Annotated in this window: 13 protein-coding genes; 8 read left to right on the top strand and 5 right to left on the bottom strand. The window is 62.0% G+C overall.

Features of this window, described 5'->3' with window-relative positions:
• Positions 1 to 6: 6 nt before the first annotated feature.
• Positions 7 to 1,101, bottom strand: a complete 1,095-nt coding sequence (locus ACGYLY_RS17395; RefSeq protein ID WP_395283384.1) for an aminopeptidase — start codon at positions 1,099 to 1,101, stop codon at positions 7 to 9.
• A 105-nt stretch (positions 1,102 to 1,206) separates the two neighbouring features.
• Between ACGYLY_RS17395 and ACGYLY_RS17400 the strand changes: the two genes are divergently transcribed.
• Together ACGYLY_RS17400 and ACGYLY_RS17405 are read left to right on the top strand one after the other, a co-directional pair.
• Positions 1,207 to 2,223: a threonine aldolase family protein gene (locus ACGYLY_RS17400; RefSeq protein WP_395283385.1), complete on the top strand. Its 1,017-nt coding sequence runs from the start codon at positions 1,207 to 1,209 to the stop codon at positions 2,221 to 2,223.
• 39 nt (positions 2,224 to 2,262) lie between these two features.
• Positions 2,263 to 2,436: a hypothetical protein gene (locus ACGYLY_RS17405; RefSeq protein WP_395283386.1), complete on the top strand. Its 174-nt coding sequence runs from the start codon at positions 2,263 to 2,265 to the stop codon at positions 2,434 to 2,436.
• A 30-nt stretch (positions 2,437 to 2,466) separates the two neighbouring features.
• On the opposite strand, the gene ACGYLY_RS17410 is transcribed toward ACGYLY_RS17405, so the two are convergent.
• Positions 2,467 to 2,619 (bottom strand): hypothetical protein, encoded by a 153-nt coding sequence (locus tag ACGYLY_RS17410; RefSeq protein ID WP_231185637.1) that lies wholly within the window; start codon positions 2,617 to 2,619, stop codon positions 2,467 to 2,469.
• Between the two features lie 84 nt (positions 2,620 to 2,703).
• Here ACGYLY_RS17410 and ACGYLY_RS17415 point away from each other — a divergent pair, with 84 nt between their 5' ends.
• Positions 2,704 to 3,348, top strand: a complete 645-nt coding sequence (locus ACGYLY_RS17415) for an ArsR/SmtB family transcription factor (protein WP_395283387.1) — start codon at positions 2,704 to 2,706, stop codon at positions 3,346 to 3,348.
• Positions 3,349 to 3,443: 95 nt separating this feature from the next.
• Here ACGYLY_RS17415 and ACGYLY_RS17420 read toward each other — a convergent pair whose 3' ends face one another.
• Complete coding sequence (locus tag ACGYLY_RS17420) at positions 3,444 to 3,962, bottom strand: metallophosphoesterase (RefSeq protein ID WP_395283388.1); 519 nt, start codon at positions 3,960 to 3,962, stop codon at positions 3,444 to 3,446.
• Between the two features lie 139 nt (positions 3,963 to 4,101).
• On the opposite strand from ACGYLY_RS17420, the gene ACGYLY_RS17425 reads away from it, so the two are divergent.
• Both ACGYLY_RS17425 and ACGYLY_RS17430 read left to right on the top strand, forming a co-directional pair.
• On the top strand, positions 4,102 to 5,070 hold the full coding sequence (locus tag ACGYLY_RS17425) for a cation diffusion facilitator family transporter (RefSeq protein WP_395283389.1): 969 nt from the start codon (positions 4,102 to 4,104) through the stop codon (positions 5,068 to 5,070).
• Between the two features lie 92 nt (positions 5,071 to 5,162).
• Positions 5,163 to 7,343 (top strand): ATP-dependent DNA helicase, encoded by a 2,181-nt coding sequence (locus ACGYLY_RS17430; RefSeq protein ID WP_395283390.1) that lies wholly within the window; start codon positions 5,163 to 5,165, stop codon positions 7,341 to 7,343.
• 12 nt (positions 7,344 to 7,355) lie between these two features.
• On the opposite strand, the gene ACGYLY_RS17435 is transcribed toward ACGYLY_RS17430, so the two are convergent.
• Both ACGYLY_RS17435 and ACGYLY_RS17440 read right to left on the bottom strand, forming a co-directional pair.
• Positions 7,356 to 7,856 carry a 2'-5' RNA ligase family protein gene (locus ACGYLY_RS17435; protein ID WP_395283391.1) on the bottom strand — a complete coding sequence of 167 codons (501 nt, stop codon included), beginning with the start codon at positions 7,854 to 7,856 and terminating at the stop codon, positions 7,356 to 7,358.
• A 56-nt stretch (positions 7,857 to 7,912) separates the two neighbouring features.
• Positions 7,913 to 9,028: a hypothetical protein gene (locus ACGYLY_RS17440; RefSeq protein ID WP_395283392.1), complete on the bottom strand. Its 1,116-nt coding sequence runs from the start codon at positions 9,026 to 9,028 to the stop codon at positions 7,913 to 7,915.
• Positions 9,029 to 9,381: 353 nt separating this feature from the next.
• Here ACGYLY_RS17440 and ACGYLY_RS17445 point away from each other — a divergent pair, with 353 nt between their 5' ends.
• The 3 genes from ACGYLY_RS17445 (at position 9,382) to lysW (ending at position 12,344) form a co-directional block, all read left to right on the top strand.
• Positions 9,382 to 10,551 carry an argininosuccinate synthase gene (locus ACGYLY_RS17445; RefSeq protein WP_395283393.1) on the top strand — a complete coding sequence of 390 codons (1,170 nt, stop codon included), beginning with the start codon at positions 9,382 to 9,384 and terminating at the stop codon, positions 10,549 to 10,551.
• Positions 10,544 to 12,028, top strand: coding sequence for an argininosuccinate lyase (argH, locus tag ACGYLY_RS17450; RefSeq protein ID WP_395283394.1), 1,485 nt, complete (start codon positions 10,544 to 10,546; stop codon positions 12,026 to 12,028). The genes ACGYLY_RS17445 and argH overlap by 8 nt, the downstream gene beginning before the upstream one ends.
• 151 nt (positions 12,029 to 12,179) lie before the next feature.
• Entirely contained in the window at positions 12,180 to 12,344 is a 165-nt protein-coding gene (gene lysW / locus ACGYLY_RS17455) for a lysine biosynthesis protein LysW (protein ID WP_231185630.1), read from the top strand.
• Positions 12,345 to 12,447: the final 103 nt, after the last annotated feature.

Raw genomic sequence — 12,447 nt, forward strand, 5'->3', positions numbered from 1 at the left:
TTGAACCTACTCCTCGAAACCGTCCTCGAACCGGAACGTGCCGTTTCGTTGGACGACTTCCCCGTCGACTTCGATGAACGAGTCCTCGCTCATGTCGACGATGATGTCCACGTGGACCGCGCTCTCGTTCGGTTCCCGGTCGTCGGGAACGCAGATGTCGTAAGCCATGCCGACGGCGAGGTGGACGGTGTCGCCCATCTTCTCGTCGAAGAGCATGTTGTAGGTGAATCGGTCGATGTCACGGTTCATGCCGATACCGAGTTCGCCGAGTCGCCGCGCGCCGTCGTCGGTATCGAGGACCCCGGAGAGGACCTCCTCGTTCTTCTCGGCGCTGAAATCGACGACCTCGCCCTCCTCGAACTTCAGCCACACGTTCTCCACGATGTTGCCTTGGTGGACCAACGGTTTGTCGAACAGCACTCCCCCCTCGACGGAATCGGGGACGGGTGCGGTGAACACTTCCCCGCCGGGAAGGTTGTTCTTCCCCTCGTCGTTGATGGTTTTCATTCCTTCGACGGACATCGTGAGGTCCGTCGTGTCGCCGGAGACGATGCGTACCTCGTCGGCGGGGTCGAGAATCTCGACCATCTGCTCCTGGAATTCGCGCTGTTCGTCCCAGTCCTTGTTCATCGCGCTGTAGACGAACGCTTCGTAGGATTCCGTACTCATCTCGGCGAGCTGCGCGCTTCCGGGCGACGGATACTGCGTGAGACACCATCGGGACGAGAGGATTTCCTGTTGTATGGGCTGGTACGCTTGATTGTACGCCGCGTGCGTTTTGGCGTCCACGTCGCTCATGTCGGAGGCGTTCTCGTGTGCGCGGATGTGGACGATGGCGTCCGCCGCTTCGAACAGCGCGCGCTCGTGTTCGGGCGTTTCGAGGTCGTCCGGGTCGATGGAGCGCAGGAACGCCGCCCGTTTCCTGTCCCGCCGACCGGCGGTGACGAGCGGGAACGCGCCGCGTTTTCCGAGAAGTTCCGAGAGTGCGACGGCGAGGTCGTCCGTTCCCGAGGGTGCACGAACAACGACCGTATCGCCCGCTTCGATGTCGAGGGAATGGTCAACTATCGTCTCGGCGTGGTCCCGAATTCGTTGGTCCATGGTGGAAAATTTCGCCGATACTGGGTACCACTTTCGATGTGATTTCTTCGGGGAAACCCTGCTCCTACCCACGACTATTTGTCCACCGGTGCGAAAGGGGCGGACATGATTGACTTGCGGAGCGACACGGTAACGAAACCGAACGAGGAGATGCGAAACGCGGCCAGCGAGGCCGACGTCGGCGACGACGTGTACGGCGAAGACCCGACGATAAACGAGTTGGAAGCGACAGCTGCCGAACTGATGGGAATGGAGGAGGCCCTCTACGTGCCGACGGGGACGATGGGCAACCAAATCGCGGCACGCGTTCATACTGAACGGGGACAGGAAATACTGGTCGAGCGCGAGAGTCACATCTATAAATGGGAACTCGGCGGACTGGCCCAACACTCGGCGCTTCAGGTGCGGACCCTCGACGGTGGCGAGCGCGGGATTCCGACGCCCGAGCAGGTCCGCGACGGCTACGTCGAGGAGGACGCCCACCGACCCGGAACTGGCCTGCTGACCCTCGAAAACACGCACAACAGCAAGGGCGGCGTCGCGATCTCCCCCGAGAAAATCGATTCCGCGACGGAAGCGGCTCACGACCTCGGCCTTCCGGTCCACCTCGACGGTGCCCGCGTGTGTAACGCGGCGGTGGCGCTAGACGTGCCGCCGTCCCGAATCGTCGAGAACGTCGATTCCGTGATGTTCTGTCTCTCGAAGGGTCTGGGAGCGCCCGTCGGGTCGATGCTCGCCGGGGACGAGGAGTTCATCGCTCGTGCCCGGCGGGTGCGCAAACTGCTCGGCGGCGGGATGCGACAGGCGGGCGTGGTGGGCGCGCCGGGTCTGCTCGCACTGGAGAACGTCTCCCGACTCGAAGCGGACCACGAAAACGCTCGCGTTCTCGCGGAGCATCTCGCCGACGTGGACGGCCTCTCGGTCCAATCCCCGGAAACCAACATCGTCCTCGTAGACACCGAGGACGCGGGACTTACCGCCGCGGAACTCCTCGACGCATGCGAAGAACGCGGCGTTCTGGGGACCGAGTTCGGCACGCACGTCGTCCGGTTCTGTACCCACTGGGACGTGGACCGCGAGGACGTGGAGACGGCGGCGGCGCGGATTCGGGACGCGCCCTGACCTCCAAAAGAATTTATCGTTGAATCTGCACGCAGGTGCATGCATACGACCGATTATCTCTTGCTCGGTATCTCGTTGACTCTGTTCGGCGGAATCGCACTTCTCGGCCACACCGTTCTTTCCGCCGAATGGGCGGTGGCGACGATGTGGATCGGACTCGTCGTGGGTGTCGGTGGAACTATTTTCGACGAATTCGTATCGACTAGCCAATAGCCGAAACGATGACAAGCTCTCGATAAGTGTCTAACGCTGACCCTTCTGCATCCCTTCCTGAAACCCCGTGAGCGTCCGGCGAATGAAGAGGTAGACGAAGAAGACGAATCCGAGCAAAATGACGAGAAGCGCGACGAACAGCGGGTCATTCAGCGTGTTCCCGATGATTCCGAGTGGTTCCATACAACGTCTATCAGTCCACGAACCAAATTCGTTTCGCCGTCCTAGTGACAAAGTTGATTGACGAGCGGATTCATATGCACAAATATGGCCGACCTCTTGCCCTCCAGTTCCGACGTGGAACCTCCTTCGGGTGGAACTCCCCGAGTGCTCGGGGTGGACAGTGACGACGCCGACGATTTACTCAGCGCACTCTCGTCCGACACGGCGCGAAGCCTCCTCTCCGAACTGCACGACGAACCCGCGACGGCGTCCGAGCTGAGCGACCGTGCCGATACGTCGCTTCAGAACGCTCAGTATCACCTGAAAAAGCTCGAAGACGCGGACCTCATCTCCCCTATCGATACCATCTACTCCGAGAAGGGCCGCGAGATGACGGTGTACGCCCCGTCCGACGGCCCGCTCATCCTCTTCGCCGGCAAGGAAGAAGAGACGACCGGACTGAAAGACGTCCTCTCGCGCGTCCTCGGTGTCGCCGTCCTCCTCGGACTCATCAGCGCTGCGGTTCAGTTCGCCGTCTCCGAAGGTCTGTTTCGAATCGGCGAGAGGGCCGCCGAACCGTCCGGTGGGGGGATGGGGACCTTCTCAACGTCGTCCGAATCGACGGCCACCGCGGCGGACGCCACGGGCAACGTGCTGGCGACGATTCCGCCGGGCGTGCTGTTCTTTGCTGGCGGTCTGCTCGTCCTCGCGCTCGGTTCTGCGTGGGTGTATTTCGTGCGAAATCGATAACTAAAACGCTTTTTTGAGCTTACGGTGAGTACATTATGTCTCCCCGCATCGGATGAAACGGAGCCGCCCTGCTTCGGCCCTCCCCCGATACGCCATCAACTTTCCAGCCCTTCAACGGGGAACTCCTCCACGATTTCCCCATTCCGATCGTACACCCTCCCAGCAAAGCCCTCCGCGGTCGGTTCGAGTTCGATGTGCGTGGGCCGATGTCCCCGCGGTCGTGCGTGGCTCCCCGGGTTCAACAACAGCACCTCGCCGGCTCTCTCGGCGAGGTATCGGTGCGTGTGCCCGGACACCACCACGTCCGCTCCCCGCTCCCTCCCGAACAGTTCGAGTCCCGTGCTTCCGCCCCGTCGCCGATGCGTGAGCGCGAATCGAATCCCGTTCTCCTCGAACGTGCACACCGCCGGAAGGCGGTCCTCGACTGCTTCGCTCGCGTTGTTGCCCCGAACTGCTACCAACCGCGAGCTTTCGGCTTCGAACGCGTCGAGCGCCGCCGCCGTCGTAAAGTCACCCGCGTGGACGACGAGGTCCGCGTTCCGAACGGCGTCGAACGTTCGCCCTGTCAACTCGTGGCCTGTTGCGCTGTGCGTATCCGAAACTATCGTTATCACGGGCCGACGTTGGAAGCCGTTCGCTTTCCCTCTTGCGTCGAACCGCTTTCCTACTCACTCACCTTACGCTCTTGCTATCTCCCAACCCCGTCCGTCTCCGTCGTAAGGACTTTGACACCTCCTCGCCGCTAGTGACATAATGGCAGAAAGCAAGTCCGTCGTAATCGCCGCCCTCGTGGCGAATGCGGCGATTGCCGTGCTGAAGTTCGTTGGTTTCGTTCTCACCCAAAGTCCGGCCATGCTCTCCGAGACGTTTCACTCCATCTCCGACACCGGAAATCAGGTGTTTCTCCTCATCGGTATCTGGTTCGGCGACCGGAAACCGACCCGTGCCCATCCCTTCGGCTACGGCAAGGCGCAGTTCTTTTACAGTTTTCTGGTGAGCGTCCTCCTCTTCGGCATCGCGGGGTGGGAGAGCGCGAAACACGGCTACGAAGCGCTGGTTCACCACGAAACGGTGAGCGGGGAAACCGTCCAGTTGCTCGGGCAGGCGTTTCCGCCGGTCTACGTGAACTATGCCGTCCTTATCGGGGCCATCGTCTTCGAAAGCTACGCGTTCAGCAAGGCGTACCGGTCGATGAAGCTAGAGATCGAACGACGGAACTGGAGCGGTTTTCGAGAGGCGTTCCACAAGACGAGCAACGTCTCGACGCTGACGGCGCTCACGGAGGATACCGTCTCGGTCAGCGGGGCCGGTCTCGCCTTGTTCGGAATTTGGCTGTCGCAGGTCACCGAGAATCCGATTTACGACGCCAGCGCGGCGCTCCTCATCGGGATTCTGTTGATGTCCTTCGCCATCGCGCTGGCGTGGGAGAACAAGCGCCTCCTGCTCGGCGAAAGTCTCCCGAAAGAGGACGAGGACCGACTGCGCTCCCAGTTGGAGGGATGGGACGGCGTCACCGAAATTATCGACTTCCGAACCGTCTACTTCGGCCCGGACCGAATCATCGTCACTGCCGACGTGGCCTTCGACCCGACGCTCGACACCGGCGAAATCGACGAACACATCACCGACATCGAAAACGAACTGTTCGAAACCAACGAGGGCGTGAAGAAGGTGTACATCGAACCGGAAGTGCAGGAGACGGCGTCGGAATCGGTGGTCTAAGCCCACTCGAAATCGGTTTGCTTCGGGTGGAAAACACGCGCTTCTCTCACGTAGGCAAGGGTTTTTGAACCAAGCCGCGAATATCCCGTATCGTGTCCACGACGAACGAGTACATGCGGTTCTTCCCGTACGATGTCCCCTACGACAATCAGCAGGAGGCGATGGACCGCATCTACAACGGACTTTCACGCGGACAGGACGTGCTCTTCGAGGGCGCGTGCGGAACGGGAAAGACGCTCTCGTCGCTCGTTCCCGCACTGGAGTTCGCGCGCGAGGAGGACAAGACCGTCGTCATCACGACCAACGTCCACCAGCAGATGCGACAGTTCGTCACGGAAGCGCGCGAAATAACGCGCAAGGAACCGCTTCGTGCGGTCGTCTTTCGGGGAAAGGGGTCGATGTGCCACATCGACGTCGATTATCAGGAGTGTCAGGTGCTGCGGGACAACACCTACGAAGTCGTCGACAAGGAACGCGACAAGCAGGAACTCGAACAGCGCCAGAGCGAACTGCTCTCGGACATGCAGGAGGGCGATTCGACCGCCGCCGAGGCCCGCAGCGCCGTGATGGACGAACTCGACCAGATTCAAGAGGAGGTCGAGAATCTGAAAGAGAAGAACGTCTGTGAACACTACTACAACAACCTCACCCAAAATACCGAGGAGTTCTATCAGTGGCTCTACGACGGCGTTAGGACGCCCGACGACATCTACGAGTACGCCGAGCAACAGCAACTGTGCGGCTACGAACTGTTGAAGGACGGGATGGAGGGCGTCGATTTGGTCGTCTGCAACTACCATCACCTCCTCGACCCGATGATACGCGAACAGTTCTTCCGGTGGTTGGGCCGCGACCCGGAGGACGTCATCACCATCTTCGACGAGGCGCACAACATCGAGGGAACCGCTCGGGACCACGCCTCGCGCACGTTGACCGAGAACACGATCGACAGCGCGCTCGACGAACTCCAAGAGAGCGATGACTTCCGGAGCGAGGCGGGCTTCAACGTCCTCGCCGCGTTTCAGCGCGCGCTGAAAGCCACCTACGAGGACTCCTTCGGGTTCGGCGAGCGCGAAGCGGTCGGCGAGAACTGGCAGGACGTGGCCGTCGCCAACGAGAACAAACGAGACGACCTGACGCTGAACTTCCTGCAGGAGTACTCCGGGACGGGAATCGACGCCGAGTTGGACGACGCGCTCTCGCTCGCCAAGGAACTCGACCAGCAGTACGAGGACGCGTACAAGGAGGGCGACGCGACGACGCGAAAGGAGTGCCAGACGTTGCAGGCCGCGGCGTTCGTCAAATCCTACATGGACGAGGGGGCCGAACTCGGCCAGTATCCGGTCGCCGCGGTTCGACGCGACGAGGGAACGGACCAAGTGTACGGGCGGGCGGAACTGTACACCTGTATCCCGCGCGAGGTGACACAGGCCCTGTTCGACGAGGTATACGCGACGGTGCTGATGAGCGCGACGCTTCGACCGTTCGACGTGCTGTCGGACGTGTTGGGACTCGCGGATCCCATCACCTTGGCCTACGGACTCCAGTTTCCGGAGGAGAACCGTCGAACCTTCGCGGCCGAAACCCCGGCGTTGTTCGCGAGCGAACGAAGCAACCCGGAGACGCAGGAAATCATCGCCGACGCGTTGACCGACGCGGTCCGGTTCACCGCGGGAAACACGCTCGTCTTCTTCCCCAGTTACGCCGAGGCGGAACGCTACCGCGACCTCGTGGGAAGTCGGATCGATGCGAACGTGTACTTCGACGAGGCCGGGACACCGGTGGAGGAACTTCGCCAACGGTTCACGTCGGACGACGGCGGCGTCCTCTTCACCTCGCTGTGGGGGACGCTCGCCGAGGGCGTCAGTTTCGACGGCGACGACGCCCGAACCGTCGTCGTCGTCGGCGTTCCGTACCCGCATCTGGACGACCGGATGGACGCGGTGCAGGACGCCTACGACACGGTGTTCTCGGACCGTTCCGGACGGAACTCGGGGTGGGACTACGCCGTGGAGATTCCGACGATTCGGAAGACCCGGCAGGCGCTCGGGCGGGTGATTCGCTCGCCGGAGGACTTCGGTGTTCGCATCCTCCTCGACAAACGCTACACCGAAAAGAGCGTCCGGGAAATGGGAAAGTACAGCGTTCGGGAGACGTTTCCCCCCGAGGAACGCGAGGAGACGATCGACATCGCGCCCGGGAAACTCAAGTTCGCCATGCTGAATTTCTTCACGGACCACGACGCGTGGGACGGCGAACCGCCACAGCCGTAGAGGACGGGAAAATCAGGCCGGGAGCGAGAGCCTCGCGGCGGTTTCGTCGTACTTCGCGTCCCATAGGTGGAGTTCCGTGACGGTCCACGAAACAGGGTCGATGTCCCGTTCTGCGAGTTGCCGCGCCGTTTCGATGTCCCCGCCCCGAGCGAGCGTGACGTGTGGGACGTACTCCTCGCCTTCCAATCCCTCGATGGCATCGAACTCCTCGGTCAGTTCACGGTGAAGCCGTTGCAGACCGGGGCTCTCCACCGCGAGGTAGACGACGGGACCGTCGCCGCGGGTCGGAGTTTCGAAGCGGTCGATGCCCGAGATTCGCGCCTCGAACGTGGGCGTGCCGACGAGTGCGGTCCGAACCCGCATCTCCAGTCGGTCGTAGTTCTCGTCGTTTCCGAAGCGTTTGACGACGAGCGTCTGCTGGTCACGGACGGTGTCGAACCCGTAGAGCGCGGGTCGTAGCTCCTCCGCGAGCCGAGCGATTTCGCCGGGAACCGGAACGTTGAGGCTGAACACTGTTCGATTCGAACAGTGGAACGAATATCAGGGTGGCGTTTGTCGGCGTTGCGAACTCACGGGACGCTCTCGTTCGATGTCGTGGTATTTCGGACGAAAACCCGCCACTTCTCCGTTCGAAGGCGGATAATGATCGTCCAGTCGGCGTGGTCTATCCCCGGTTCGCTCGACGGCGGACGGTTGACGGTGGCGTTTCCGACGACACGATTTAAATTACTGTTCGTGTCTTCGATGTCTGTGACAGTGATGTGGGCAACGTCGCCGTTCCCGAGCGGTTTCGGGAGTGTGACATCACCACTCACGCCGACCGTATCGTTTCCGAGAATGAGTGAGACGTTCGTTCCCGCCGGAACACGCTCCCCGCCGTGGTGTTCGACGGTGAACTCGCTCGCGTTCTTCCGGACCGTCAACCGAGGGCGGCCATCCATCCACTTTGGGGACGTGGGCGGATTCGAAACCAACTCGTACCCATAGCTAAACTCGACCGTCGCGGAGCGTGTTCCCGTCGTTCGAACCGTTCCGGAGAGGTCGTGGATGATGCCCCGCTCATCCACCAGAACGGTCGCGGAAAGCGTCTCAACGTCCGCAAGCGACGTGGACCCCGAGGCCTCGTAGCGATACAGCCGAGTTCCGTTGCGAACCGTCGTTCCTTTTGCGAGGAAGTCCGCGCTGGAAAGGATGTTCTGCATTCGTGGAGCGACGGTTCCGATACGTTGTCGGAGGAGGTTGGGAGTCCTCTCGGAGCGGGATTGACACCGTTCGGCACCACGTAGACACCGTGCTTCGCTATCGTTCCACGCGTACCCCCGATACGGGTTTCCTATGTCGTTCATCACTACCCTCTCTCCCGCTTCCCGTATTCGCACGCGGCCATCCCCCACGTGCGCGACGAGGGTCGAGTTCATCCATCTCGCCGACCCGACATCCTGCTTCGGTCGGATACGAGCGGTCACTCGATAGTTCCTCGATTCGAGCGCCGATTCGTGAGCCGAAATCAGCCGCTCGCTGTCGAATATCCACTGCCCGTTCGCGCCGGGCGGCGGTGAGAGCGAAGCGGACGAAGTCGTAGTCGACGCGTCCCGAGTGGACCCGGAATCGGACCACGGGAGGAACCCCGCACAACCGGACGATAGCACGAGGAGGACCAGCAGGAGGGAGGGCAGTCGTCTCATTCCTTCGACTTCATACTGAAACATAACAAATTCCGGTTGCTGGAGACGAACCGATGGCAATCGTTGCCGTCCCGAAAGGCTTTAAGAGGAGGGGGACAGAAGGGTTCGATAATGTCACGGACTCGCGATACCGGGGACGCCCCTTCGGTGAGCGACGAGTCCGTCCGCAACTCCTTTTGCGTGCGACGACGACCGGGGCTTTTCCAGTCCCAATAATACCTATTCCACTCCGACCGGTCGTTCGTTCAAAACTCACTCACGTGTGATTAACTCGTCTTTAGTCTATCTTCTATCTTTATTTCTCAACTATTTGAGAAGAATTTAAGTAGGTGTAGTCCCTGGCGATTTGTACAATGAAAACGGTTGCACTCGCCTTCTCGGGCGGACTCGACACGACAGTATGCGTCCCACTCCTCGAAGAGGAGTACGGCTACGACGAAGTCATCGGCGTCACTGTCGACGTGGGTCAACCCGAAGAGGAGTTTGCAGAAGCGGAGGAAACCGCGGAGGCATTGGATTTGGATCACTACGTCGTGGACGCCAAGGACGCGTTCGCGGAGCAGTGTCTTGACGCCGTGAAAGCGAACGCGACGTATCAGAGCTATCCCCTCGGCACCGCACTCGCCCGCCCCGTCATCGCGGAGGCGATTCTCGACGTGGCGAAGGAAAACGACTGTGAGGCGATCGCTCACGGCTGTACCGGCAAAGGAAACGACCAGTTGCGTTTCGAGGCGGTCTGGCGCGCCTCTGACCTGGAGGTCATCGCCCCCGTGCGCGAGATGGGTCTGACGCGCGAATGGGAGATGGGCTACGCCGACGAACACGATCTGCCCGTCGAGGGCGGCAACGAGGGCGTCTGGAGCATCGACACGAACCTCTGGAGTCGCTCCGTCGAAGGCGGCAATCTCGAAGATCCCGGCTACGTTCCGCCGGAGGACATCTACGAGTGGACGGAACAGCCGAGCGCCGAAACCGAACTCGTCGAAATCGAGTTCGAGGACGGAAAACCGGTCGCCGTGGACGGCGAATCGATGGACGCGGTGTCGCTCATCGAATACCTGAACGAACTCGCGGGACAACACGGCGTCGGCCGCACCGACCTGATGGAAGACCGCATGCTCGGCCTGAAGGTGCGCGAGAACTACGAACACCCCGCCGCGACGACGCTCCTGAACGCCCACGAGGCGCTCGAAGGGTTGGTGCTGACGAAGGAGGAGCGCTCGTTCAAGACGGGCATCGACCAACAGTGGGCAGAGAAGGCCTACGAAGGGCTCCTCTCCGCGCCGCTCGTGGACGCCCTCGACGGCTTCATCGACACCACTCAGGGGAAAGTGACCGGCACGGTCACCGTCAAGTTCGAAGGCGGACAGGCCCGTGCGGTCGCCCGCGAGAGCGAACACGCCGTCTACTCCGAGGACGCCGCCTCGTTCAACACCGAGACGGTCGGCAAAATCAAGCAGGAAGACGCGACGGGCGTCGCGAAATACCACGGCTATCAGGCACGCATCGCGAACGATGAGTGAGGGCGACGGCACGGGGAACGGAAGCGAAATCGACGGCGGGAGCGGCGACGGCGACGTCGTTCGCGGCGACCGCTTCAGCGGCGGTCCCGCCCGCGGGTTCCTGTCGTCACTCGCGGCGGACCAGCGCATCTTCGAGGCGGACCTCGAAGTCGACCGCGCACACGTCGTGATGCTGGCCGAACAGGGTATCATCGAGGACGAGGTCGCGGGCGAACTCCTCACCGCGCTGAACGTCGTCGAGGTCGACGGCCACGCCTCGCTGCCCGAAGGCGAGGACGTTCACGCGGCCATCGAAACGGCCGTCGTCGGACAGGTCGGCCACGAGGGCGGGAAGATGCACACCGCCCGCAGTCGCAACGACGAGGTGGCGACCTGCATCCGCTATCGCCTCCGCGAGGACGTCCTCTCGCTCCTCGAAACGACGCTCGCGCTCCGCTCGGCGCTCCTCGAAGTCGCCGAATCGAACGCGGAAACGGTGATGCCGGGGTACACGCACCTCCAACCCGCACAACCGACGACCGTCGGTCACTTCCTCGCCTCCTACGAGCAGGCCGTCGCTCGCGATACGGCCCGCCTGCTCGACGCCTACGCGAGGATCAACCAGTGTCCGCTCGGAGCGGCGGCGTTCGCGGGGACCCCCTTCGACGTGAACCGCGAGCGCGTCGCGGACCTCCTCGGATTCGACGCACTCCTCGAAAACTCGATGGACGCGGTTTCGACCCGCGACTTCCTCGTCGAGACGGTCGCGGCGGCGGCGAACCTCGCCACGACGGTTTCCGGCGTGTCCGAGGACCTCGTGATCTACTCGAACCGCGGCTTCGTGGAACTCTCGGACGACTACGCGTCCACGTCGTCCATCATGCCCCAGAAGAAGAACCCCGACACGCTCGAACTCGCTCGTGCAGTCGCGGGCGACACTCACTCCGGACTGTCGGGACTGCTCACGACGCTGAAGGGGCTTCCGCGCGCGTACAACCGCGACCTGCAACGCGCGACCCCACACGCGTGGGACGCCGTCGACGCCGTGACCGACGCGGCGGAAGTCGCGGCGGGCGCGGTGGCCACCGCGACGTGGAACGAGGACGTGCTCGCGGACGCGGCCAAAGAAGGGTTCTCCACCGCGACGGGCGTCGCCGACCTGCTGGCGATGTGTGGCGTGCCGTTCCGCACGGCCCACGAAGTCGTTGCGACGGCGGGCGAGGCGGACTACGATGCCCTCGATTCGGCAGCGGAAGACGTGCTCGGTGCGCCGCTCTCGGAGTTCGTCGCGCCAGAAGAGGTCGAATCGGCGCTCGACGCGGAAACGAGCGTCGCCATGCGCGATTCGGTCGGCGGCCCGGCGAGCGACTCGCTGGCGTCCGCATTGGCCGACGCCGAGGCGACGCTCGTCGCCGACGAGGCCGCGGTCGCTGAACTGGAAGAATCGCTTGAAACGGCCGGAAAGACGCTCCAGACGGAGGTAAACGAGTATGCCTAAACTACCGCGACCCCCGCGTGGGGAATTACTTGATTACTAATACAGAACCGCGACGTATGCCTTTCTCACGCCGTTAGACGCCAGTCTACGACTTTCATTCATAATTAATAACGATGGATTTAAGTCCTGTAAGGCGATACGGGATAGTACAATGGTAGAATGCGTTGAGTGCGGAGCCGACGTGGCTTTGCACGACGACTTGGAAGCGGGCGAAATCATCGACTGCGGTACCTGCGGTGTCGAACTGGAAGTCATCGACGTGAACCCGCCAGTCCTCGACCGAGCACCGGAGCTCGAAGAGGACTGGGGGGAGTAAATTGCACAGCGCAAACTCGCGGAGTTCGCTGGCTCACGCTCGCACCCACAAGGGTGCTCGCGTGAACAACGCAACCTCACAGAGCTTGCTGGCTGACGTGAAC

It is taken from the genome of Haladaptatus sp. CMAA 1909 (assembly GCF_043952005.1).
Taxonomy (GTDB): Archaea; Halobacteriota; Halobacteria; order Halobacteriales; family Haladaptataceae; genus Haladaptatus.

Coding starts and splice junctions, on each gene's coding strand:
- ACGYLY_RS17400 (WP_395283385.1), top strand. CDS start 1,207: ATGATTGACTTGCGGAGCGACACGGTAACGAAACCGAACGAGGAGATG.
- ACGYLY_RS17425 (WP_395283389.1), top strand. CDS start 4,102: ATGGCAGAAAGCAAGTCCGTCGTAATCGCCGCCCTCGTGGCGAATGCG.
- lysW (WP_231185630.1), top strand. CDS start 12,180: ATGGTAGAATGCGTTGAGTGCGGAGCCGACGTGGCTTTGCACGACGAC.
- ACGYLY_RS17395 (WP_395283384.1), bottom strand. CDS start 1,101: ATGGACCAACGAATTCGGGACCACGCCGAGACGATAGTTGACCATTCC.
- ACGYLY_RS17405 (WP_395283386.1), top strand. CDS start 2,263: ATGCATACGACCGATTATCTCTTGCTCGGTATCTCGTTGACTCTGTTC.
- ACGYLY_RS17440 (WP_395283392.1), bottom strand. CDS start 9,028: ATGAGACGACTGCCCTCCCTCCTGCTGGTCCTCCTCGTGCTATCGTCC.
- argH (WP_395283394.1), top strand. CDS start 10,544: ATGAGTGAGGGCGACGGCACGGGGAACGGAAGCGAAATCGACGGCGGG.
- ACGYLY_RS17415 (WP_395283387.1), top strand. CDS start 2,704: ATGGCCGACCTCTTGCCCTCCAGTTCCGACGTGGAACCTCCTTCGGGT.
- ACGYLY_RS17445 (WP_395283393.1), top strand. CDS start 9,382: ATGAAAACGGTTGCACTCGCCTTCTCGGGCGGACTCGACACGACAGTA.
- ACGYLY_RS17410 (WP_231185637.1), bottom strand. CDS start 2,619: ATGGAACCACTCGGAATCATCGGGAACACGCTGAATGACCCGCTGTTC.